Source organism: Pantoea sp. X-Soil-YNGN-775 (assembly GCF_059730575.1).
Genome location: NZ_AP035945.1, coordinates 4,019,827 through 4,040,409 on the forward strand (window position 1 = coordinate 4,019,827; position 20,583 = coordinate 4,040,409).

The 20,583-nt window shown below is 59.9% G+C and carries 19 protein-coding genes and 1 riboswitch; of the genes, 8 read left to right on the forward strand and 11 right to left on the reverse strand.

Annotated features, from left to right (window positions below; all coding sequences use genetic code 11):
• Positions 1-32: 32 nt before the first annotated feature.
• Both AC6I8I_RS18910 and AC6I8I_RS18915 read right to left on the reverse strand, forming a co-directional pair.
• Positions 33-989 carry a 2-hydroxyacid dehydrogenase gene (locus tag AC6I8I_RS18910; RefSeq protein ID WP_312054197.1) on the reverse strand — a complete coding sequence of 319 codons (957 nt, stop codon included), beginning with the start codon at positions 987-989 and terminating at the stop codon, positions 33-35.
• Positions 970-2,361: an MFS transporter gene (locus tag AC6I8I_RS18915; RefSeq protein WP_497828184.1), complete on the reverse strand. Its 1,392-nt coding sequence runs from the start codon at positions 2,359-2,361 to the stop codon at positions 970-972. The genes AC6I8I_RS18910 and AC6I8I_RS18915 overlap by 20 nt, the downstream gene beginning before the upstream one ends.
• Before the next feature lie 420 nt (positions 2,362-2,781).
• On the opposite strand from AC6I8I_RS18915, the gene AC6I8I_RS18920 reads away from it, so the two are divergent.
• The gene (locus AC6I8I_RS18920; RefSeq protein WP_497828185.1) at positions 2,782-3,699 is read left to right on the forward strand and encodes a sugar ABC transporter substrate-binding protein; all 918 of its coding nucleotides are present in this window, start codon (positions 2,782-2,784) and stop codon (positions 3,697-3,699) included.
• Positions 3,700-3,744: 45 nt separating this feature from the next.
• On the opposite strand, the gene AC6I8I_RS18925 is transcribed toward AC6I8I_RS18920, so the two are convergent.
• The gene (locus AC6I8I_RS18925) at positions 3,745-4,245 is read right to left on the reverse strand and encodes a GNAT family N-acetyltransferase (protein WP_312054192.1); all 501 of its coding nucleotides are present in this window, start codon (positions 4,243-4,245) and stop codon (positions 3,745-3,747) included.
• 72 nt (positions 4,246-4,317) lie between these two features.
• Between AC6I8I_RS18925 and AC6I8I_RS18930 the strand changes: the two genes are divergently transcribed.
• Positions 4,318-6,150, forward strand: a complete 1,833-nt coding sequence (locus tag AC6I8I_RS18930; RefSeq protein ID WP_497828186.1) for an ABC transporter ATP-binding protein — start codon at positions 4,318-4,320, stop codon at positions 6,148-6,150.
• Here AC6I8I_RS18930 and AC6I8I_RS18935 read toward each other — a convergent pair.
• Positions 6,147-7,271: a GNAT family N-acetyltransferase gene (locus AC6I8I_RS18935; RefSeq protein WP_497828187.1), complete on the reverse strand. Its 1,125-nt coding sequence runs from the start codon at positions 7,269-7,271 to the stop codon at positions 6,147-6,149. The genes AC6I8I_RS18930 and AC6I8I_RS18935 overlap by 4 nt on opposite strands.
• A 142-nt stretch (positions 7,272-7,413) precedes the next feature.
• Between AC6I8I_RS18935 and AC6I8I_RS18940 the strand changes: the two genes are divergently transcribed.
• From AC6I8I_RS18940 to AC6I8I_RS18950, 3 genes are all read left to right on the forward strand, one after another.
• Positions 7,414-8,313, forward strand: coding sequence for a LysR family transcriptional regulator (locus AC6I8I_RS18940; RefSeq protein WP_497828188.1), 900 nt, complete (start codon positions 7,414-7,416; stop codon positions 8,311-8,313).
• 99 nt (positions 8,314-8,412) lie between these two features.
• Positions 8,413-9,354 (forward strand): glutathione S-transferase family protein, encoded by a 942-nt coding sequence (locus tag AC6I8I_RS18945; RefSeq protein WP_497828189.1) that lies wholly within the window; start codon positions 8,413-8,415, stop codon positions 9,352-9,354.
• Between the two features lie 22 nt (positions 9,355-9,376).
• The gene (locus AC6I8I_RS18950) at positions 9,377-9,982 is read left to right on the forward strand and encodes an alpha/beta hydrolase (protein ID WP_497828190.1); all 606 of its coding nucleotides are present in this window, start codon (positions 9,377-9,379) and stop codon (positions 9,980-9,982) included.
• Positions 9,983-9,998: 16 nt separating this feature from the next.
• On the opposite strand, the gene AC6I8I_RS18955 is transcribed toward AC6I8I_RS18950, so the two are convergent.
• Entirely contained in the window at positions 9,999-10,817 is an 819-nt protein-coding gene (locus tag AC6I8I_RS18955) for a sugar phosphate isomerase/epimerase family protein (protein WP_497820591.1), read from the reverse strand.
• A 139-nt stretch (positions 10,818-10,956) separates the two neighbouring features.
• Positions 10,957-11,334, reverse strand: coding sequence for a fluoride efflux transporter CrcB (gene crcB / locus AC6I8I_RS18960; RefSeq protein WP_031377156.1), 378 nt, complete (start codon positions 11,332-11,334; stop codon positions 10,957-10,959).
• 92 nt (positions 11,335-11,426) lie between these two features.
• Positions 11,427-11,502, reverse strand: a riboswitch (Fluoride riboswitch).
• A 127-nt stretch (positions 11,503-11,629) separates the two neighbouring features.
• On the opposite strand from crcB, the gene AC6I8I_RS18965 reads away from it, so the two are divergent.
• Positions 11,630-12,571, forward strand: coding sequence for a nucleoside hydrolase (locus AC6I8I_RS18965; RefSeq protein ID WP_497828191.1), 942 nt, complete (start codon positions 11,630-11,632; stop codon positions 12,569-12,571).
• On the opposite strand, the gene AC6I8I_RS18970 is transcribed toward AC6I8I_RS18965, so the two are convergent.
• Complete coding sequence (locus AC6I8I_RS18970) at positions 12,556-13,584, reverse strand: zinc-binding alcohol dehydrogenase family protein (protein WP_497820593.1); 1,029 nt, start codon at positions 13,582-13,584, stop codon at positions 12,556-12,558. The genes AC6I8I_RS18965 and AC6I8I_RS18970 overlap by 16 nt on opposite strands.
• Before the next feature lie 138 nt (positions 13,585-13,722).
• Between AC6I8I_RS18970 and AC6I8I_RS18975 the strand changes: the two genes are divergently transcribed.
• Both AC6I8I_RS18975 and AC6I8I_RS18980 read left to right on the forward strand, forming a co-directional pair.
• Entirely contained in the window at positions 13,723-14,625 is a 903-nt protein-coding gene (locus AC6I8I_RS18975) for a GntR family transcriptional regulator (protein ID WP_497820594.1), read from the forward strand.
• A 169-nt stretch (positions 14,626-14,794) separates the two neighbouring features.
• Positions 14,795-16,147: an MFS transporter gene (locus AC6I8I_RS18980; RefSeq protein WP_312054179.1), complete on the forward strand. Its 1,353-nt coding sequence runs from the start codon at positions 14,795-14,797 to the stop codon at positions 16,145-16,147.
• A gap of 21 nt (positions 16,148-16,168) precedes the next feature.
• Here the strand turns inward: AC6I8I_RS18980 and AC6I8I_RS18985 are convergent, their stop codons facing one another.
• From AC6I8I_RS18985 to AC6I8I_RS19000, 4 genes are all read right to left on the reverse strand, one after another.
• Positions 16,169-17,560: a hypothetical protein gene (locus AC6I8I_RS18985; protein ID WP_312054177.1), complete on the reverse strand. Its 1,392-nt coding sequence runs from the start codon at positions 17,558-17,560 to the stop codon at positions 16,169-16,171.
• On the reverse strand, positions 17,553-18,464 hold the full coding sequence (locus tag AC6I8I_RS18990) for an alpha/beta fold hydrolase (protein ID WP_312054175.1): 912 nt from the start codon (positions 18,462-18,464) through the stop codon (positions 17,553-17,555). Before AC6I8I_RS18990 ends, AC6I8I_RS18985 begins: the two co-directional genes overlap by 8 nt.
• 63 nt (positions 18,465-18,527) lie before the next feature.
• Positions 18,528-19,442 (reverse strand): LysR family transcriptional regulator, encoded by a 915-nt coding sequence (locus tag AC6I8I_RS18995; protein WP_312054173.1) that lies wholly within the window; start codon positions 19,440-19,442, stop codon positions 18,528-18,530.
• Positions 19,443-19,444: 2 nt separating this feature from the next.
• On the reverse strand, positions 19,445-20,506 hold the full coding sequence (locus tag AC6I8I_RS19000; RefSeq protein ID WP_409519777.1) for a dipeptidase: 1,062 nt from the start codon (positions 20,504-20,506) through the stop codon (positions 19,445-19,447).
• Between the last annotated feature and the right edge of the window lie 77 nt (positions 20,507-20,583).

Sequence of the window (20,583 nt, forward strand, 5' to 3'; positions counted from 1 at the left end):
CGGTTGCGGCATCGACCGTGAGGCGAACAGCGCTAGGTGACCGGAGTCAGCAACGGTTTGCCAGCGGCGAACGCCAGCATGTTTTCAAACACCAGATCGGCCATCGCCGCCATGGTTTCGCTGGTGTTGCTGGCGATGTGCGGGGTGATCACGACCTTGTCGCACTGACGCAGCGCCGCCGGCACCTGCGGCTCCTGCTCGAACACATCCAGCCCGGCCCCGGCGATCTGGCCGCTTTCCAGCGCCGCAATCAGCGCCTGCTGATCGACCACGCTGCCGCGCGCAATGTTAATCAGATAACCCTGCGGTCCCAGCGCCTGCAGTACCTCAGCGTTGATGATCTGCCGGGTGGCCGCCCCGCCGGGCAGGGTCAGCACCAGAAAATCAGCCTGCTGTGCCAGCGAGACGAGGCTGTCGTGACGGGTATAGGGCACATCCGGACGTGAACGCGGGTTGTAGTAGTGAATCGCCATATCAAACGCCTGCGCCCGCTTCGCCACCGCCTGGCCAATATTGCCCAGCCCGACGATGCCGCACACCTTGCCACTCACTTTACGACTGAGCGGAAAACGTCCCTGCTGCCAGTGGCCGGCGCGGGTGAAGCGGTCCGCTTCACTGATGCGCCGCGCCACATCCAGCAGCAGCGCCATACCGAGGTCCGCGACGCACTCATTGAGTACCTCCGGCGTATTGGTCACCGCAATGTTGCGCGCCCGGGCCGCCTCAATATCAATACTGTCATAGCCAACCCCGTTACTGCAGATCGCCCTGAGGTTGGGCAGCGCCGCAATCAGCGCGGCCGATGCGCCCATCACCGCATTGCCGCTGGTGACCAGCAGGTCGATTTTGCCCCCCATTTCCGCCAGAAACGCCGCTTCGTCTTCCGCTTCCCACAGCCGAAAGGCGGTAAAAGTGTTTTCGATCTTCTCTATCAGCTGCGGTGGCAGAAACTTTCCCTTAATCAGTACATTACATTGCTTCAATGCCATCTTCTTTCCCCTGTTTTTCATACGATGCCGGACGTTCACTCTGCTCGCCGACCCGTTCGATCGGACCCATTACCAGCAGGAACAGCAGTGCCGCGACCACACAGTGAGCGGCAACGAATGCCAGCCCGATGCCGTAGCTTCCGGTCAGGCCGACGATGATGCCGAACAGCAGCGGCGTGGTGAAACCGGCGATATTGCCGATGCCGTTAAAGATTGAGCCCGCCAGGCCAACCGCTTCTTTCGGTGCGGTGTCGCTGATAACCGTCCAGGTACCGGCCCCCGCCGCCACCCCTTTGCCAAAAAAGGCAAACGACATCACGGCGATAATGCCGACGTTGCTGGGGATTATCGCCGCCAGTACCAGGCTGGCCGCCATCAGCATGCCGACGATATAAGGCGTTTTGCGCGCCCAGGAGACGCTCCAGCCGCGGGCGATCAGTTTGTCCGAGATATAGCCGCCGCTGATGCCGCCGAGGAAACCGAACACCGCCGGCGCAATAGTGGCGAAACCCGCCTCCATGATGTCCATGCCCCGCGCCTGCACCAGATAGATCGGAAACCAGGTAATAAAGAAGTAGCTCAGCGCGATAATGCAGTACTGACCGAGGTAGGCGCACCACAGCATGCGGTTGGTCAGCAGCTTTTTGAACATCGCTTTACTGACCGGTGGACGCGCCCGGAGGGTCTGTTCGGCGTCGATATCCACCAGCCCGCCGCCGTTAATAATGTGCTGCAGTTCGGTTTCCGATACGCCGGGATGGTTGCGCGGCTCGCGCATATAGGCGGCCCAGACAAACACCGCCAGCACGCCGATACCGCCCAGCACGAAGAACGGCCACTCCCAGCCGAAGCGCGAGACCAGCCAGCCCGACAGCGGCGAGAAGATGGCGACGGCGAAATATTGCGACGAGCTGAACAGCGACGAGGCGCGACCCCGCTCTGCGCCGGGGAACCACATAATGACCACCCGTGCATTGGCCGGAAAGCTCGGGGCCTCAATCAGTCCCAGCAGAAAACGCAGGCCGAACATCAGCATCAGTGCACCGGTCAGGCCGCTGGAGAACTCGCCGACAAAGCCCATCGCCAGCGTCGAGATTGACCAGAGCGCCAGCGTCACGCCATAGACCTTTTTGGCACCAAAGCGATCGAGAAACAGCCCACCCGGGATCTGCCCAATCACGTAGGCCCAGCTGAACGCGGAGAGGATCAGGCCGAGCTGGATCGCCGACAGCCCAAACTCCTCTTTAATGGCCGATCCGGAGATCGACAGGATCGACCGATCGGCATACGCCACTACCGAAAGCAGCAGGATCAGACACAGGATCCAGATGCGGACATGGGTAGTGCGGGTGGTCATTTTGTCTTTAACCATGAGGTGAATTCCTTAAAAAGCGGCCAGTTATGCCGCGAGGTTTTTTTCAGGAATACCGCTGAGATTCCCCTGTTGAGGAAATATAGATAGGAGGCTAACCATTGGTCATTGTGCGAATGTTGAGATTGCTTACGCTGATTTAGCTTAATTCTGGCAACCGCCACAAACCGCAGTGCGGCGCTGCACAAAAGCAGAAAAAGCCGCCGCGCTGTGCAGAAGAATGTGCGCAGGATCGAAGTATTAGCGCCAGGCGACAGCTATAGCGGCGCTATTTTTCCGCAAAATGTGGTCTCGCCTGCAAGTGTGAAAACGCCCGATTGTCAAACTCCGCCGCCCTTCGTAGGCTGCAAATGATCGCATTTATCCATTTTCAAAATAAATGAAAAATAAATTCCAACCTTTCACCCCTGGGAGTCTGCAATGAAAAAAAGTGCATGGGCAATGCTGTGTCTGCTGTCGCTCTCCACCCCGGCGCTGGCAGAGAAAATTGGCGTCTCAATGGCCTATTTCGATCAGAACTTCCTGACCATTATCCGTCAGGCGATCGATAAGGAAGCCAAAGCGCGCAAGCTGGATGCGCAGTTCGAAGATGCGCGCGGCGATGTCGGCCGTCAGACCGATCAGGTGCAGAGTTTTATCAGCGCCGGGATGGATGCCATCATTGTCGATCCGGTGGACTCGGCCAGTACGCCCGCCCTGACCCGCCTGGCGCAGCAGGCCCACATCCCGCTGGTCTATGTTAACCGCACGCCGGGCGATAAAACCCTGCCGCCTGGCGTAGTGTTCGTCGGTTCAGATGAGCGTGAATCCGGCACGCTGCAGATGGAGGCGCTGGCAAAGCAGGCCAACTATCGCGGCAACGTCGCCATCATGATCGGTAACCTGACTGACGCCGGTGCGCTGCAACGGACGCGGGATGTGGAGCAGGTGGTGGCGAAATATCCCAACATGAAAGTGGTACTGAAGCAGACCGCCAACTACGCCCGCAATGAGGGCATGGACCTGATGCTCAACTGGCTGTCGAACGGGGAAGATATCGATATTGTTGCCGCCAACAACGATGAAATGGCGATTGGTGCCACCATGGCGATCGCCCAGGCGAAACCGAAAAAAACTATTCTGGTCGGCGGCATTGATGCCACGCCGGATGGCCTGAAAGCGCTGGCGAGTGGCAAATTGGCGGTGACGGTGTTCCAGGACGCCGTGGGTCAGGGCAAAAAATCGGTAGAGGTGGCGCAGCAGATGATCAAAGGCGAAAAGGTCGATTCCCACCAGTGGATCCCGTTTGAGCTGGTAACACCGCAAAACAGGCAGCATTATCAGGATAAAAATCCGTAAGGCTGGCAGGCGCGGCAGCGATGCCGTGCCTGCTCATCTGGTCTGTCACGCCTGATGCAGTAGTTTCGCCATCACCACCACATCATGCAGCTTACCGTCACGCAGCGCCGCCTGACGCAGCACCCCTTCGCGCTCAAACCCCAGACGATGATAGAGCCGCAGCGCCCGTTCGTTGTCGTGGAACACCTCCAGCTGCATGCGGCTGATGCCGAGCCAGTTACGCGAATAGTCGAGCGCGGTGCGGATCAGCCGTTCGCCTACGCCGCGGCCGCTGAAAGCCGGATCCACGCCCAGCCCAAAACTGATGCTGTGGCGGGTGCGCGGTTTATTGTCGACAAACAGCGTCAGTTCACCGGCCATTTCTCCGTCGATTTCCGCCACAAACGCGATATAACCTTCAGCATCCATTTTCAGGAACTTCTTCTCCCAGGTCGCGACGCTGGGAAACGGCAGCTGTAGCGTCCAGGGGTAGACATCAGGATGACTGTAGAGCCGCTGATAGGCGGCGGCATCGTGAGGCTCTCGTCCCCGGATGGTAATTTCCATATTTTCTCCTGTTAGCCGAACGGGTGTGATGCACTAAGCTGTACCTCTTCATCGGACGGAAAGAGTACTGCTATGTTGTATCGCCGTTTTGAACGTTTTATCAATATTTTTCATGACGCACCCAGCGATTCACCCCCTGCTACGGTCTGGTCCTTTTACGCCTACTATCTGCGTCAGGTCTGGCCGAGTTTTGCTGCCCTGCTGCTGGTCGGGCTGGCGTCAGCGCTAATCGAAGTGGCGCTGTTCAGCTATCTGAGCCGCATTATCGACCTGGTGAATCATTCGACGCCCGCCACCCTGTTCAGCGACAACTGGCCGCTGCTGCTGTGGATGGGCGCGGTGGCGCTGATCCTGCGACCGATTTTCATCGCCCTGCACGACATGCTGGTGCACCAGAGCATCAGCCCGAGCATGACCAGCATGATCCGCTGGCAGCATCACAACTACGTGCTGCGTCAGAGCCTGAACTTCTTTCAGAACGATTTTGCCGGCCGTATCGCACAGCGCATTATGCAGACCGGCAGTTCGCTGCGGGATTCATCAGTGCAGCTGGTCGACGCCATCTGGCACGTGCTGATCTACTCGGTCACCTCGCTGGTGCTGTTTGCCGAAGCGGACTGGCGACTGATGATCCCGCTGGTGCTGTGGATTCTGGCCTACAGCGCCTCGCTGCGTTTCTTTGTGCCGCGCGTTAAGGCGCGCTCGGTGGTTTCATCAGAAGCGCGCTCTAAGCTGATGGGAACCATCGTCGACGGCTACACCAATATCACCACCATCAAACTGTTTGCCCATAGCGATCTGGAGCGCCGATACGCACGCGAAGCGATTCAGGAGCAGACCGACAAAACCCAGCACGCCAGCCGCATGGTCACCAGCATGGATCTGACGCTGTCGGCGCTGAACGGCCTGCTGATTGTCTCGACCTCCGGACTGGCACTGTGGCTGTGGAGCCAGTCGCTGATTAGCGTCGGGGCGATTGCGCTGGCCACCGGTCTGGTGATCCGTCTGGTGAACATGTCTGGCTGGATCATGTGGGTGGTGAACGGCATTTTCGAAAACATCGGCATGGTTCAGGATGGCCTGAACACCATTTCTCAGCCGCTCAGCGTGCAGGATGCACCCGGCGCGAAGCAGCTGAAGGTGACGCGTGGCCAGATCCGCTATGAAAATGTGCGCTTTGACTACGGCGGCGGACGTCAGGTGATTAACCAGCTCAACCTCGATATCAAACCCGGCGAGAAGATTGGCCTGATCGGCCCGTCCGGCGCCGGTAAATCGACGCTGGTTAATCTGCTGCTGCGGCTGTATGACCTGAACGGTGGCCGGATTGTGATTGACGATCAGGATATCGCCACGGTGACTCAGGAGAGTCTGCGCAGTCAGATCGGCATGATCACTCAGGACACCTCGCTGCTGCACCGTTCGATACGTGAAAATCTGCTTTACGGGCGTCCCGATGCCAGTGAAGCGGAGTTGCAGCTGGCGATTCGCCGCGCCCGCGCTGACGAGTTCATTCCGCTACTCTCCGATCCGCAGGGACGTACCGGGCTCGATGCGCACGTCGGGGAACGCGGCGTGAAGCTGTCGGGCGGTCAGCGTCAACGGGTGGCGATTGCCCGCGTGCTGCTGAAGGATGCGCCGATCCTGATCATGGATGAGGCGACGTCAGCGCTGGACTCAGAAGTGGAAGCGGCGATTCAGGAGAGCCTGGAGTCGCTGATGCAGGGCAAAACCGTCATCGCCATTGCGCACCGTCTGTCGACCATCGCGAAAATGGACCGGCTGGTGGTGCTGGATAAAGGCGGGATTGTCGAGACCGGCAGCCACGCTGAACTGCTGGCGCACAATGGCTTGTATGCGCGCCTGTGGCAGCATCAGACCGGCGGTTTTGTCGGCGTCGATTAATCGCCGCGTCGGTAAGGCAAGGCGTCGCGTGCTTCTTCGGCCCAGCCGCGCACGCCTTCCCGCTCCTGCTGCAGAAAATCCGCCACCGCATCGCGTAAGCCGGGATGCAGCAGATAGTGCCAGGAGTGGGTAATCTGCGGCTCAAAGCCGCGTACCAGCTTATGTTCGCCCTGCGCACCGGCATCAAACCGCGTCAGGCCCTGCTCAATCGCAAAATCCATTCCCTGATAAAAACAGGTTTCGAAGTGCAGCCGATCGAACTCCGCCAGGCAGCCCCAGTAGCGACCGTATAACGCCTTCTCATCCCGCAGGTAGAACGCCATCGCCGCCGGTTGCTGCTGCAGGCGTGCAATCACCACCATGATGTTGTCCGGCATCCGTTCCGCCAGCAGGCTGAAGAAATCCCGCGTCAGATAGGGCTGCTGACCGCGCACCGCGTAGGTGTTGGCGTAGCAGGTGTAGACAAAATCCCACTGATCTTCGCGCAGCCGATCGCCACGGTAGCGCTCGAACACAAAACCGCTTTGCATCACCTGCTCACGCTCTTTGCGCAGCTGTTTGCGCTTACGCGACATCAGCGTGTCGAGGAAATCCTGGAAATCACGGTAGCCGCGGTTGTGCCAGTGGTACTGACAACCGAGCCGCGCCAGCCAGTCAGGCTGTTCGGCCAGCAGCAGGTTGGCCTGCGCATCGGTAAAGTTAATGTGCGCCCCGCTTAACCCCTGCTGTAATAACCTCTCCGGTAACGCCGCCAGCAACTGCGCCGCAGCCACGCTGTCGCCCAGCAGGCGCGCCCCGCTGACCGGGCTGAAGGGAATAGCTCCCAGCCATTTAGGGTAATAGCGGATGCCGGCCCGCTGGCTGGCATCTGCCCAGGCGTGATCGAACACATACTCGCCCCACGAATTGCGTTTACGGTAGCCCGGCAGCGCGGCACGGGTGATGCCGCCGTCACGCCACAGCAGATGATCCGGCTGCCAGCCCGATTCGGGCCGCACGCTGCCGCTCTGTTCCAGGGTAAGCAAAAAAGCGTGGCGCAAAAAAGGCTGATCGTCAGGCAACAGCGCATCCCACTCGGCGGCGGCGATCTCCGCCAGCGAAGTCAGGTGAAACAGCGACATGAAAAACTCCAGACAGCAACGGGCGAACGATCAGTCAAGCAGGTTTTCTGCGCCAGCGAAAGGGTGAAGGCACGCAATGTGAAGGCTGCACAGCCTGCCCGCACGCCCTATACTGCGATTTTGCCTCCTGACTGGAATCGCCATGGATCGACTCGAGTGTGACCGGATGTTTGTCACGGTGCTGGAAACCGGCAGTTTTTCGGCGGCGGCGTTACGGCTGGGCACCAGCAGCAGCCAGGCCTCCAAGCGGGTATCGAAGCTGGAACAACAGCTTGGGGTTCAGCTTTTTAAACGCAGCACCCGCGCCCTGTCGCCAACCGACGTCGGGCGCAGCTATTACGAGCGGGTAAAAAACCTGCTGGATGCCTTTGATGCACTGGATGCCAGCGTGCGCGAAAGCGCCAATACGCCCACCGGCCGGCTGAAGATCAGCGCACCCGGCTCTTTCGGCACCGCCGTGTTGTCGCCGGTGCTGGTGGCGTTCGCCCGGCGCTATCCGCTGATTGAACTCGACGTCAGCTTTTCCGATCGTGCGGTGAACATCGTCGATGAGGGATTTGATCTGGCGATTCGCATCGGCAACTTAAGCGACAGCAGCCTGGTGGCGCGTAAGCTGGGCGAGGTCCATGTGCGCATCGCCGCGTCACCGGTCTATCTTGAGCAGTTCGGTAAACCGCAGCACTGGCAGGATATCCGCCAGCATCAGTGCATTATCGACACCAACTTTCGCGATCCGCTGCACTGGCCGTTTGCCGATGGCAGCGGCGAGATGGTCAGCATCCCGATTCAGGGCCGCCTGCGCTTCGCCAATACCGAAGCCTGTTTGCAGGCGGCGATTGCCGGGCTGGGCATTGCGCGACTGCCGGGGTTCATCGCCGCGCCCGCGCTGCGGCGCGGTGAGATCGTCCGATTGCTGGAGAACTTTGATATTCCGCCGCTCGGCCTGTTTGCTGTCTATCCGCCAGCCCGCCATCTGGCGCACCGGGCGCGCCTGCTGATTGACTTTCTCGCCACCCATTTCAGCCAGGTTCCGCCAGATTGATTCCGTCCATAATGGAATAAATGATTGTCTTTTTGGCTGGATTATCACGCATTCTGTCATCAGTTAAGCTACTGCTCAGATCAACAGAGGAGTGGCATCATGTTAGTAGCGGGGAAATGGAGTGGTGACTGGCATCCGGTGCAGGCTACCGATAAACAAGGCGGTTTTGTCCGTCAGGATGCCGGTTTCCGGCACTGGATCAGCCACGACGGTTCAACGGAATTTGCTGCGGAACCGGACCGCTATCATCTCTATGTGGCGCTGATCTGTCCGTGGGCCTCGCGCGCGCTGATCGCCCGTAAACTCAAAGGACTGGAATCGCTGATTAGCGTGACGGTGGTCGAGCCGCAGCTCGGCGCGCAGGGCTGGCGTTTCGGTGAGGCAACCGCTGCTGACCGCGATCTGCTGGACGGGGCGCACTATCTGCATCAGATTTACACCCGCGCCGCGCCCGATTTTACCGGCCGGGCCACCGTTCCGGTGCTGTGGGACAAGAAAACCGCCACCATCGTGAATAACGAGTCGGCTGACATCGTGCGGATGTTTAACAGCGGCTTCGGCGATCTGGCGGACAACCGTCTCGATCTCTATCCCGCTGCGCTGCGTGAGCAAATCGATGCCCTTAATGCCAGCCTCTATCCCCGGCTCAACAATGGCGTCTACCGCGCCGGCTTCGCCACCACCGCGATCAGCTACCAGCAGGCGTTCAGTGAGGTGTTCAGCCAGCTCGACGAACTGGAGTTGATGCTCAGTGATGGCCGCACCTTTCTGCTCGGTGAACGCCTGACCGAAAGCGATATCCGGCTGTTCGTCACCCTGATTCGCTTTGACGTGGCCTACCATGGCCTGTTCAAATGCAATCTGCGCCGGGTGCGCGACTACCCGTTGCTCAATCGCTATCTGAAAAGCATGCTGTCAGTCTCCGGCATCCGTGAGACCGTCAACATTGAACACATCAAACAGGGTTATTACTCGATTACGGCGCTGAACCCGAACGGAATTGTTCCGGCAGGCCCGGATCTAAGCGAGTACGGTTTATAAAGCCCCTTTTTAAGGAACAGCAATGGCAAAAGCACTGGTGATATTTCTGCATGGCGTCGGCAGTAACGGCGACGATCTGGCACCGATTGGGCGTCACTGGGCGGCCTTATTACCGGATGTGGTGTTTGCATCGCCGGATGCGCCTGCAGCGTTTGATGGCGGTTTTGGCTATCAGTGGTTCAGCCTGGCCGGTGTTACGCCAGAGAACCGTCCGGGGCGGGTTCGGGCGGCGCGGGCAGCGTTTGACGCCAATCTCAGCAACATTATCAGCCAGCACGGCTTCGCCGAACGCTGGCACGAGGTGGTGCTGGTGGGCTTTTCGCAGGGGTCGATTATGGCGCTGGATGCGCTGGCATCCGGCCGTTATCCGCTGGCGGGCGTGGTGGCATTTTCAGGGCGTCTGGCGTTTGACGGCGAGCTGACGCCGCAGCCTCATCTGCCGGCCATGCTGATCCACGGCCATGCCGATGAGGTGATCCCGTGGCAGGAGAGCGAATCCGCGGCTGCGCGGCTGAAACAGGCGGCAGTGCCGGTTGAAACCCTGTTTGAGCCAGCGACCGGCCACACCATTTCAGCACAGGGCGCTCTGCATGCCGCCGCGTTTATCGGGCAATGCCTGCAGGACTAAGTCTCTCTCGGGTTAATCACGACGACCAGTAGCGGGTTAACGCCTGCCACGCCTGCCGGGCAGCCACCTCAGGCGGCAGGCGTTTCAGCGTATCATTAAACACTTCAATGCCAACCGGACCCTGATAACCGGCACTTTTCAGCTTATCCACAAAGCGTCCGATGTCGATAATGCCGTCACCGGGCAGCAGGCGCTGATGACGCGCGATGTCGATCAGACTCTGCTTATCCTGCGGCGGAACGGCAGCCATATCACACAGTTGCACCTCGTAAATCCGCTCGGCAGGAATGCCATCCAGCTGTGAAGCGTCGCCGCCCAGCGCACAGATATGGAACAGATCGACCACCAGCCCGATGTTGGGCTGATCGAGACGCTGTAATCGCTGCCACGCCAGCGGCAGGGTGTTATCCACGCTGCACCACGCCATCGGCTCATACATGATGCGCATGTTGTAGCGCGCGGCTTCCGACGCCATCCAGCGCAGGTCATCATCAATCTGATCGGCGCGGCAATCCTCACGGGTACTGGCCGGAGCCTGAATGGTGTCACACCCCAGCGCCTGGGCAATGTGGATAAACTGACGCAGCTCTTCGCGCTTCTGCCCGCGCAGCGCGCTGGGCGCGCCGGTGAAATCACGCAGCACCTGCAGATTGGTAAAGCCGGGTCCCTGCTGAGCGGCAATCCGGGCCAGCGCCGCGGCACCGCCGTCGCAGGCCTCCACGTCCTCACGCCAGATTTCGACCTGGTCAAAACCGGCATTATGCGCCGCCTGTAGCTTCTCTTCGGGCTCACCGTTTAACAACACCAGGTTAAGGAATGTTGGATTACGACTCATCTCTCTGCTCCTTAATCGTCCGGAATAATCGGTGAAGAATAATCAGCTGCAACGCCGCACACCTTGCGGCCTGGGCAACATCGCAGCTAAAACAGTATCTACCTCTTAAGCGTTATGGCAAGCCGCGATTCACGGTCCGTCAGGCCAGCAGCGTCATCAGTGCGAAACCGGCAAACGCCATCAGCAGCGAGCCGATGACATGCACCAGCGCACTGGCCATCGCCCAGAGGTACTTACCTGATTGTAGCAATACCATTAATTCTGCCGTAAACGAGGAGAAGGTGGTCAGCCCGCCGCACAGGCCGGTGATGATCAGTAGCTTCCACGCCGGGTCAATTTCCGGATGGCGGACAAACCAGGCCATCGCCGCGCCAATGATCAACCCGCCGATCAGATTAACCAGCAGCGTGCCGGGCGGCAGGTTGGGAAATAAAGCATTGAAACGTACCGCGAACAGCCACCGCAGCACACAGCCAGCAGAGCCGCCAATCATGACGGCGAACAACGGTTTCAACATGTCTTGCTCCTGATTGCAGATTTCACGCCGGGCTGAGGGGAGAGGCAGAGATAAACCGCGCCTGACACCTCAGCTCCCGCGAAAGGATACACCGAGTGTCAGGCGTCATCAGCCGGGGTAAAGCCCGCCGGCGGTTGGGGAAGGTGGCACGCCATCACCTTAAGCGAAGGATAATACGATGCGACTCTCCGGCTGGCAACTGAGTGGCCACCGCAGCGGTTGCCGCTGAAAACCTTGACGACGGCGCGGCGGTCAGGGTAATGCTGAGCGTTGAAGGCAGCGACCCGGAGAGTCTATGCGTACCCTGATTATTGATACTGACATTGGCGTCGACGATGCGTTTGCGCTGGCCTACGCGGCACACACCCAGCGGCTGCTGGGCATCACCACCGTTTTTGGCAACGTGGCGGTGGGCCAGGCGGTGAAAAATGCCCGGCTGTTCTGCCAGAAAATGGCGATTGAGGCGGACGTTTATCGCGGCTGTTCCCGGCCGCTGGCGCAGCGTATGAGTGCGCCCGCCACGCTGCACGGCGAAGATGGGCTGGGCGATGCGTTTGATAACCCGTTCAGCGACGCAGCGCCCAGTGCGGTGCAGTTCATTATCGACAGCGTGCGGGCCCATCCGCAGCAGATCACTCTGGTGGCGATTGGCCCGCTGACCAACATCGCCAGCGCCATTAATCAGGCACCGGACATTATTCCGCTGGTTAAAGAGCTGGTGATCATGGGCGGCGCATTCGGAACCGGCGGCCATAGCGGCAACGTGACGCCGTTCAGTGAATTCAACATCTGGAAAGATCCGCACGCCGCCGATCAGGTGCTGACGTCAGCGCTGAAGGTGGTGGTGATACCGCTGGATGTCACCCACCAGGTGCTGATCACCGGCGATGAGGTTCAGCGGCTCAACCAGCCGGTTCTGAGCGCCATCTGCCGGCCCTATCTCGCCTATAGCCTGGCGAAAGAGGGCTTTGCCGGCATGGCGCTGCACGACACGCTGGCGCTGGCGTGGCTCAGCCTGCCGGAGGCCTTCACCTTAACGGAAAGCCCGCTGCGGGTGATCACCGAGGGCATCGCCTGCGGCCAGACGGTGCGTAAGCTGAGCGCGCTGGCCTCGCGTCACGATCCGTTTGCTGGCTTGCCGTCTCAGCGCATCGCGCTGGCGGTGGACGCCGGGGCGGTACGGTCACACTTCTTTCAGACCCTGACGCTGCTGCAAAGCGATCAGCGATCGAAGTGAATCACGCCTTTGATCAGTTCGCGGTTGTTGATCACCTGCGGCTCAAAGGTCTCCGCCAGGGTTGAAAAGTCGAGATGGTGATTAAGCATCATTTCAGCCCGCAATGCGCCGCTGGCCATTAACTCACGTACCCGATCAAAATCTTCGCGGGTGGCGTTGCGGCTGCCCATCAGGGTGGTCTCTTTTTTGTGGAATTCGCTGTCCGGAATCGTCAGATCGCCTTTATGCAGCCCGACATAAACGATGGTGCCACCATGACGCATCAGGTTCACCGCGTTGTTCATCGCCGCCGGGCTGCCGGTGGCGTCGATCACTTTGAGCGCCAGACGCCCGCCAAACTGCTGGCGTAGCGCAGTGTAAAAATCCTCGTCCGCCGGATTAAGCGCCGCCAGACCGAGCTGGTCAGCCACGTGCTGGCGACGGAACGCGCTGGTATCGGCCACTACCACCTCCGCGCCACTGGCGGCCGCAATCGCCGCCACACCGAGGCCAATCGGACCCGCACCGACCACCAATACCTGTTCACCGGCCACGATCGTGGCACGTCTTACCGCATGGGCGCTGATGGCGAACGGCTCAATCAGCGCGGCGGCTTCCGGCGCGACGTCATCAACCGCCAGCAGCGTGCTGGCCGGTACGCTCAGGTAGTCACAAAAACCACCATCCTGATGGACGCCAATCACCGAAATCTGCTCGCAGCAGTTGGTCTTGCCGCTCTGACAGGCGTCGCAGCGCAGGCAGGAGATGTAAGGCATTAACGCGACGCGCTGGCCCGGTTCAACCCCGCTCGCACCGCTGCCCAGCGCCACCACTTCAGCACAGAGTTCATGACCCAGCACCCGCGGATAGCTGAAGAACGGCTGATTGCCGGACCAGGCGTGAATATCGGTGCCACAGATACCGGCGGTGAGGATTTTGATTAGCGCTTCACCGGCGCCGGGTGTTGGTTGTTCGCGCGTGGCCCATACCATCTTACGTGGCTCGGCGATGACCAGTGCTTTCATTGTTGTCATGGTGATTCTCCGGGTTGTCCTGCACGCAGTTATGGCGAATCCTGCCTGCGGCGCGGGATTCGGTAGCGGGAAGTGTGAAGCACAACGATTTTTTTGGGCTTTGAATGGTTTTTAATGCGTAAAAAACCGGAGGACGGAATGAGCCGCAGCCAGAATTTACGTCACAACGTGATTAACCAGATGCTGGAAAGTATCGCCCAGCGCCATATTCAGTCGCCGCTGCCGCCGCAGGCGGCGCTGGCTGAGATGTTCAATATCAGCCGCACCACGGTGCGTCACACCCTGCACTATCTGCATCAGCGCGGCGTGCTGGAAAAGGTCGATCAAACCTGGGTGATCGTGCGCGATCCGAGCGAAGAAGACGGGTTCAGTGCGCTAACGCCGCCGATTGAGCAGCAGGCCAGCCACTTTGAGCAGGTATTTTTTAATATGATTAATCAGCGCCAGCTGGTGCCTGGCGACACCTTCAGCGAGCTGCAACTGGCTCAGCAGGTCAAAGTCAGTCCGGTGGTGGTGCGGGAGTTTCTGCTGCGCTTTATGCGGTACGATCTGCTGGAGACGGTCAAACGCGGCCAGTGGCGGATGAAGAAATTCAGCCAGGACTACGCGGAGAAACTGTTTGAGCTGCGGGAGATGCTGGAAACCCACGCGCTGAGCCGTTTTTTAAATCTGCCGGCCAGCGATGAGCGTTGGATCCAGGCGCGGGATCTGCTGGATCGTCACCGATCGATGCGTGACACCATCGCCAGCAACTACCGCCACTTTGCCGCCCTGGATCGGCAGATGCATTCACTGATTTTATCCGCCGCCAATAATCCGTTTTTCAACCAGTCGCTGGAGATTATCTCAGTGATATTTCACTCACATTATCAGTGGGATGAGAGCGATCTGAAGCAGCGAAATATTGTGGCACTGGAGGAGCATATGGCGATTCTGACCGCGCTGATTGGCCGACAGGATGTCGATGCGCTTTGTGCATTACATAACCATCTGGCGACCGCCAAAACCTCGATGGTGCGCTCGATTAGTCAGTACAATTAAAAACCGATTAAAAACCACAAAGCATTAGCTCCCGCACGATTCAGAAACATCTTTGCAACATCTCTTCTCCTTTGCTCTTAGTCTCGACTGCAACGTCATGGCGGCCACTTGCCGCTGCGCGAACCCCCTCTTCACCATAACGATAACGACCCAGCTTCGGGAGTGTGCAATGGAAAAGACATCAGTGACCGGCCACGACAACGTGTCCGGCGGAGCGGCGCCAGGCCAGGATTACGTTCCAATGCGCGGCGATATCGTCCGCTCACCGCGTATCCGCAAAATTCAGGTGACAGCCATGCTGTTGCTGCTGTTCGCCGCCATTATCAACTACCTCGACCGCAGTTCGCTGTCGGTGGCTAACATGACCATCCGCGAGGAGATGGGCCTGAGCGCCACCGAAATCGGCTTCCTGCTCTCCGCCTTCTCGCTGGCCTACGGCCTGGCGCAGCTGCCGTGCGGTGCGCTGCTGGACCGTAAAGGGCCGCGCATTATGCTCGGCATCGGCATGTTTATCTGGTCGCTGTTTCAGGCGGCATCGGGTCTGGTGCATAACTTCACCCAGTTCATCCTGGTGCGTATCGGCCTCGGCATTGGTGAAGCACCGATGAACCCGTGCGGCGTTAAAGTGATCAACGACTGGTTCAATATCAAAGATCGCGGCATGCCGATGGGGATGTTTAATGCCGCTTCAATGATTGGCCTGTCGGTAGCGCCACCGGTTCTGGCAGCGATGATGCTGGTGATGGGCTGGCGCGGTATGTTTGTCACCATCGGTATCCTCGGGATGTTTCTCGCTATCGGCTGGTACATGATCTATCGCGACCGCAACAACAGCACCCTGAGCGCGGAAGAGATCCACTATCTGCAGGCGGGCAGCGTTGCCTCGCGTAAAGAACCGATCAGCTTCAAAGAGTGGCGCGGCCTGTTTAAGCAGCGCACCATGTGGGGCATGATGATTGGCTTCAGCGGCATCAACTACACCGCATGGCTCTATATCGCCTGGCTGCCGGGTTATCTGCAGTCGACCTATCATCTGGATCTCAAAAGCACCGGCCTGCTGGCGGCGATTCCGTTCCTGTTTGGTGCGGCGGGGATGTTGCTGAATGGCTATGTGGTCGATTCACTGGTGCGCCGTGGCTTTAACGCGGTGAAAACCCGCAAGGTCTGCATCGTCAGCGGTATGCTGCTGTCCGCCGGCTTTACCGCCGTAGTGACCCGCGCCACCGACACCACCAGTGCCGTTACCCTGATTGGCATGGCGCTGTTCTGCATTCACTTCGCTGGCACCTCATGCTGGGGCCTGATTCACGCCAATGTGACGGCCCGCATGACCGCGTCGGTCGGCAGTATTCAGAACTTCGCCAGCTTTATCTTCGCCTCCTTCGCGCCAGTGATCACCGGCTGGGTGCTCGACACCACCAAATCGTTCAGCATGGCGTTGATGATTTGTGCCTGCGTGACGCTGGTTGGCGCACTGGCCTACCTGCTGCTGGTGCGCAAACCGATCACCGACGGCGAGTAATCCCGCCTGACGGCGCAGGCGTTAGGTCAGCGCCGTCAGGGTCACTCCGTGTTTCGCGCCATAACGCTGGATGCCGGTGATCACCTTCTCCACGCTCAGCGGCGGCGGCGGCGGTAACAGCGGCGCGCGTTCCCGTAACGCTGAGTCAAAGCGGGCGAAAGTGGCGAAATCGCGCGGGAAGCGCTCCTCATCCACGCCAATCAATGCCCCCTCCTCCCGGGCATACCCCAGCAGCGCCTGCCAGCGCGCAATCTCCGCCAGCCCGATGCTGTCGGTGCCGTGCGAAAACAGCATCATGTCGATGTTGCGAAACGGCGGCTGTTTCTCAAGGAAACGCTGCAGTGTCGCAGCGGAAGGCTCGGTGCAGAACACCAGCCAGAACGGAATGGCGTGCTGCTGCATGCTGCACCACGGGTCCATCAGCAGAAAACTGTCCACCGTCAGGCGGGTCGGTAAAATGCCGGCGGCCAGATACCAGTCGCGGTAGATCTCCGCCACCACATAACTCAGCGCTTCCGGATCTTCATAACGAATCTCCATCAGCGTCAGGCCCTGCGCCTGCGCCAGTTTTTTCAGCGGCGAGATCAGATAACCATCCAGTCCCCATTCCGCTTCCGGCACGTGATCGGTAATGGCAGGCGGCGTCCAGCGTTCGCGGTCAATGCCGTAGCGCGCCAGGTATTCCGCCACCCGCGGCCCCCCCTGTAAGTACTCTTTTTCAGTTGCGCCGCCGAGCGCGCCAAACTGAAAGAACGAGCGATCGCTGGTGCGGGTCACCGGCCACTGCCGGGTGCAGTGGTTGATAAACAGCGTTGATCCGGCCGGCAGGCTGCCCATCAGGAATTCGTTGAACGCCAGCGGCAGCGCGCGCAGTTTCAGCCGGAAGTAACGCATCTGATCGAGCATCAGCCGATCCTGATTCGGGTCCTGCATGTGATGCACCGCCAGCCGTGGCCAGGCCGCCAGCAGCGCGGCGGCAATCTCCTTGCCCTGCTCAAAGCTCGCCTGCGCATCATCCGGATCGTTATTGGCGGCCCGCACCGGGCAGAGAAACGTCTGGGGCAGCCAGGGCACGCCCATCGCCGCCGCCAGATGTATCAGCGCGCCGTTCGAGGAGCCGATAAAGGCCGCCGGATAGTCCTGCTGCGGGTATTCACTCACCATCCATTCGGCGATCCCTTCTACATCCAGCTCACCGGCCTGACGCAGCGTGATGCCTTCCGCCATGCCGCCCAGCGCGTAGCCCCACTCGCGCAGTCCGGTCGGCAAGCGGTTAAGCGACGGCAGCAGACGATCCAGCGTCGGTGACTGACTGGGGCTGGCGAAGGGCCGATCGTGCAGCGCATTGGCCAGCGCCAGCAGCATCGCCGCGGCAGAGTCGAAGCGGGCAATCCCTTTCGGTGGTTTACTCATGCTGATCCTCCTGCTGGATACGCGCCAGGAACGGGCGGATGGCGCTACAGAAACTCCACGGATAGACATAATGCAGGGTGTGCGTCCCGTCGCGCAGCGTGAGGGTTTCGCTGTGCGGCATCAGGGCGGCGAGTTCATCCAGCCAGCGCGCGGGACAGACCGGGTCACGCGAGCCGCGCAGCAGCAGGGTCGGCGCGCTAATGTACGTCAGGCGATGCTCAATATGGTCACGCATCATGGCACGCATAGTGCCGAAGGCGCGCCGCAGACCGGCTTTGGCGTAATCAATGCGCGCCAGCGGTCCCGGCGGACGACGTGCTTCCAGTCGGCCGTTACGCCAGTCGCGCCAGATCTGACGCGGCAGGCTGCGGGCGTGACGATCGACCGTCGGCCCCTGCAGCACCAGTCCCGCCACCGCCTGCGGATATTTCACCGCCAGCGCCGCCAGAATCTGGCAGCCAAACGAGTTGCCCACCCAGATGGCGCGCTGGAAACCGTTGTGCTGCAGCCACAGCCACAGCGCGTCGGCCAGTTGATCCACCGACATTACCGGCGCCGACGCTGGCAGCGCACTGGCCCCGAAACCCGGCAGGTCGGGCACCAGCACGTGATAATCACGGCTTAATGCCAGCGCCAGCGGTTCCATCGCCCGGCCGGACATCACCAGACCGTGCACCAGCACCACCGGCAGCCCCTGATTTTCATTCGGTGTGACGCGGGTAAACATCCGCCAGTCGCCAACCTGCTGATAATAACCGGCCAGCCCGGCATGGTGACTGCGCGGCGACACCGGCGGCGTCTGTTTCAGCTGCTGCCAGCGTTTCATGCCCCACAGTGTGGCCGCCACACCTAACCCAACGCCTGCCACTATGGCCGCCTGTTTTCGTCGATGCTTCTGGATCATCCGCTGCTCCTGTTTCGGGGGGGATAACTCAGTGTAGGACGGGATTTCGCAGCAGGCGGGTTATCAGATTAACGGTGTGACAAATTGCGCTTCACACTGACGCGCAATCGCCCACAGCTGGCTGCGGATGACCTGCTTCAGATGCAGGGTAGATTGCGACTGTGGCTGGTCACGACGGCTGATCAGCATTACTTCAAACGGCAGCGGCTGGGCCACCGGCAACAGCGTTAATTGATCGGCATAACGGCAGGCGGTAAACAGATCGACCACCCCGACGCCACCGCCCGCCAGCACCATATCGGCAATCACCGAATAGGTTTTGATCGACAGGGAGTGTGCCGAATGCAGCTGCCGATCGCGCAGTGCCCGGTGCAGAACCCGACCCAGCGGGTCCTGCTGCTGCATCATCAGCAGATTATTACCGCACAGCCACTCCAGCGTCACCGGCCCGCGCAGCGCGGTATCGCGCGGCAGCAGCGCCACCATTGACGACTGAAACAGCGGCTCAGCCAGCAGATCGGCATCGACCTGCTGACCAAATACCAGCGCAAAATCAAGCTGGTTATCGAGAATCGCACTGCACAGCGTGCTGAAGTGTTCGGTGACCAGTTCGACATTGACCCGCGCAGCCTGCTGGCGAAACGCGACCAGCGCCGGTGCCAGCACGCTCTGCCCAAACGCATGGGCGGCACCGACCCTCACCCGCTGTCCTTCACCGCGCCGCAACTGTTCAGCCAGCTGGGTGATCGCCTGCAGGCGTTGATAAAGCTCATCCACCTCCGGCAACAGGCGCCGCCCTTCTTCAGTGATCACCATTCCCTGCGCGCGCCGCTCAAACAGCGCGAACCCGAGTTGCTGCTCGGCGTGATTCAGTACCCGACTGACGTTGGGCTGCGACACGTTAAGCAGCCGCGCCGCACCACTGATGGAGCCGGTCTGGACAATTGCCTGAAATACTTCGATGTGGCGCAGCCGCATTGTCAGCCGCCCCAGGTAGCGTCGAGTACGCGTAACCAGTTGCCGTAACAGATTTTGTTCAGCAACGTCTCTGAATAGCCACGCTGCGCCAGTGCGCTGACCAGATGGGGAAAACCCGCCACATCTGCTAAATCGCCCGGCATGGTGGCGCCGTCGAGATCGGAGCCAAACCCCACGCCATCCTCACCGACTTTTTCCAGCAGGTATTCCACCTGTCGCACGATCTGGTCAACGCCGGTGGGCGCATCACGATCGCCATCTTCTCGCAGGAAAGGGACGGCAAAGTTCACACCGACAAAACCGCCGGTTTCCGCAATCGCCGCCAGTTGACGATCGGTGAGGTTACGCGACTGCGCGCTCAGGGCATGTGCGTTGGAGTGGCTGGCCACCAGCGGCGCATCACTGATGCTGGCGGTCTGCCAGAAACCCTGCTCATCCATGTGCGACAGGTCAACCAGAATGCGGCGGCGATTGCAGTCGCGCACCAGCTGTTTACCGGCTGCCGTCAGGCCGTCGCCAAGGTCCGGAGAGGAGGGATAGCGGAACGGGACGCCGTAGCCGAACTGATTGTTCCGGCTCCACAGCGGCCCCAGCGAGCGCAGACCGCTGGCGTAGAGGATATCCAGCAGCTCGCCCCCGGTGTCCAGTGCTTCGGCCCCTTCAATATGCATTACCACTGCCAGCACGTTGTGGGCCATGCAATGACGAATCTCGCGCACCGATCGGCAGATTTTTACCTGACCGTCGGAGGCGGCCTCAATGCGTAGCAGCAGGGCCAGCATCGAAAAGGTGGCTTCGCGAGCAGCGTTAATAATTTCCTGAGGAAAATGAGTGGGATCTGGCTCACTTCTTGCAATAACCGGATGTGAAGGCACCCAGACAGCAAAAATACCGCCCGCCATTTTTCCCTGTCGGATACGCGGAAAATCGAGCTGGCCGGTGGCGGTTCCCTGCAAAAAGGCGTTAACCGGGTCCGCCAGATGGTGCTGCCACAGCCGGCTTAACACATCGTTATGACCATCGAATACCGGGATTGCAGCAGCGTGTCTATCAGACATATTCATCGATTCCGTTAATGACAGAAATGACGCAAACGATGCCAGCCCGCAGGGCGATCGCACCATAAAGAGGCAGTTCCAGC

Bases quoted from the DNA above. Each gene is read 5' to 3' on its own strand.
- AC6I8I_RS18910 (WP_312054197.1), bottom strand. From the start codon at position 989: ATGGCATTGAAGCAATGTAATGTACTGATTAAGGGAAAGTTTCTGCCA.
- AC6I8I_RS18915 (WP_497828184.1), bottom strand. From the start codon at position 2,361: ATGGTTAAAGACAAAATGACCACCCGCACTACCCATGTCCGCATCTGG.
- AC6I8I_RS18920 (WP_497828185.1), top strand. From the start codon at position 2,782: ATGAAAAAAAGTGCATGGGCAATGCTGTGTCTGCTGTCGCTCTCCACC.
- AC6I8I_RS18925 (WP_312054192.1), bottom strand. From the start codon at position 4,245: ATGGAAATTACCATCCGGGGACGAGAGCCTCACGATGCCGCCGCCTAT.
- AC6I8I_RS18930 (WP_497828186.1), top strand. From the start codon at position 4,318: ATGTTGTATCGCCGTTTTGAACGTTTTATCAATATTTTTCATGACGCA.
- AC6I8I_RS18935 (WP_497828187.1), bottom strand. From the start codon at position 7,271: ATGTCGCTGTTTCACCTGACTTCGCTGGCGGAGATCGCCGCCGCCGAG.
- AC6I8I_RS18940 (WP_497828188.1), top strand. From the start codon at position 7,414: ATGGATCGACTCGAGTGTGACCGGATGTTTGTCACGGTGCTGGAAACC.
- AC6I8I_RS18945 (WP_497828189.1), top strand. From the start codon at position 8,413: ATGTTAGTAGCGGGGAAATGGAGTGGTGACTGGCATCCGGTGCAGGCT.
- AC6I8I_RS18950 (WP_497828190.1), top strand. From the start codon at position 9,377: ATGGCAAAAGCACTGGTGATATTTCTGCATGGCGTCGGCAGTAACGGC.
- AC6I8I_RS18955 (WP_497820591.1), bottom strand. From the start codon at position 10,817: ATGAGTCGTAATCCAACATTCCTTAACCTGGTGTTGTTAAACGGTGAG.
- crcB (WP_031377156.1), bottom strand. From the start codon at position 11,334: ATGTTGAAACCGTTGTTCGCCGTCATGATTGGCGGCTCTGCTGGCTGT.
- AC6I8I_RS18965 (WP_497828191.1), top strand. From the start codon at position 11,630: ATGCGTACCCTGATTATTGATACTGACATTGGCGTCGACGATGCGTTT.
- AC6I8I_RS18970 (WP_497820593.1), bottom strand. From the start codon at position 13,584: ATGACAACAATGAAAGCACTGGTCATCGCCGAGCCACGTAAGATGGTA.
- AC6I8I_RS18975 (WP_497820594.1), top strand. From the start codon at position 13,723: ATGAGCCGCAGCCAGAATTTACGTCACAACGTGATTAACCAGATGCTG.
- AC6I8I_RS18980 (WP_312054179.1), top strand. From the start codon at position 14,795: ATGGAAAAGACATCAGTGACCGGCCACGACAACGTGTCCGGCGGAGCG.
- AC6I8I_RS18985 (WP_312054177.1), bottom strand. From the start codon at position 17,560: ATGAGTAAACCACCGAAAGGGATTGCCCGCTTCGACTCTGCCGCGGCG.
- AC6I8I_RS18990 (WP_312054175.1), bottom strand. From the start codon at position 18,464: ATGATCCAGAAGCATCGACGAAAACAGGCGGCCATAGTGGCAGGCGTT.
- AC6I8I_RS18995 (WP_312054173.1), bottom strand. From the start codon at position 19,442: ATGCGGCTGCGCCACATCGAAGTATTTCAGGCAATTGTCCAGACCGGC.
- AC6I8I_RS19000 (WP_409519777.1), bottom strand. From the start codon at position 20,506: ATGAATATGTCTGATAGACACGCTGCTGCAATCCCGGTATTCGATGGT.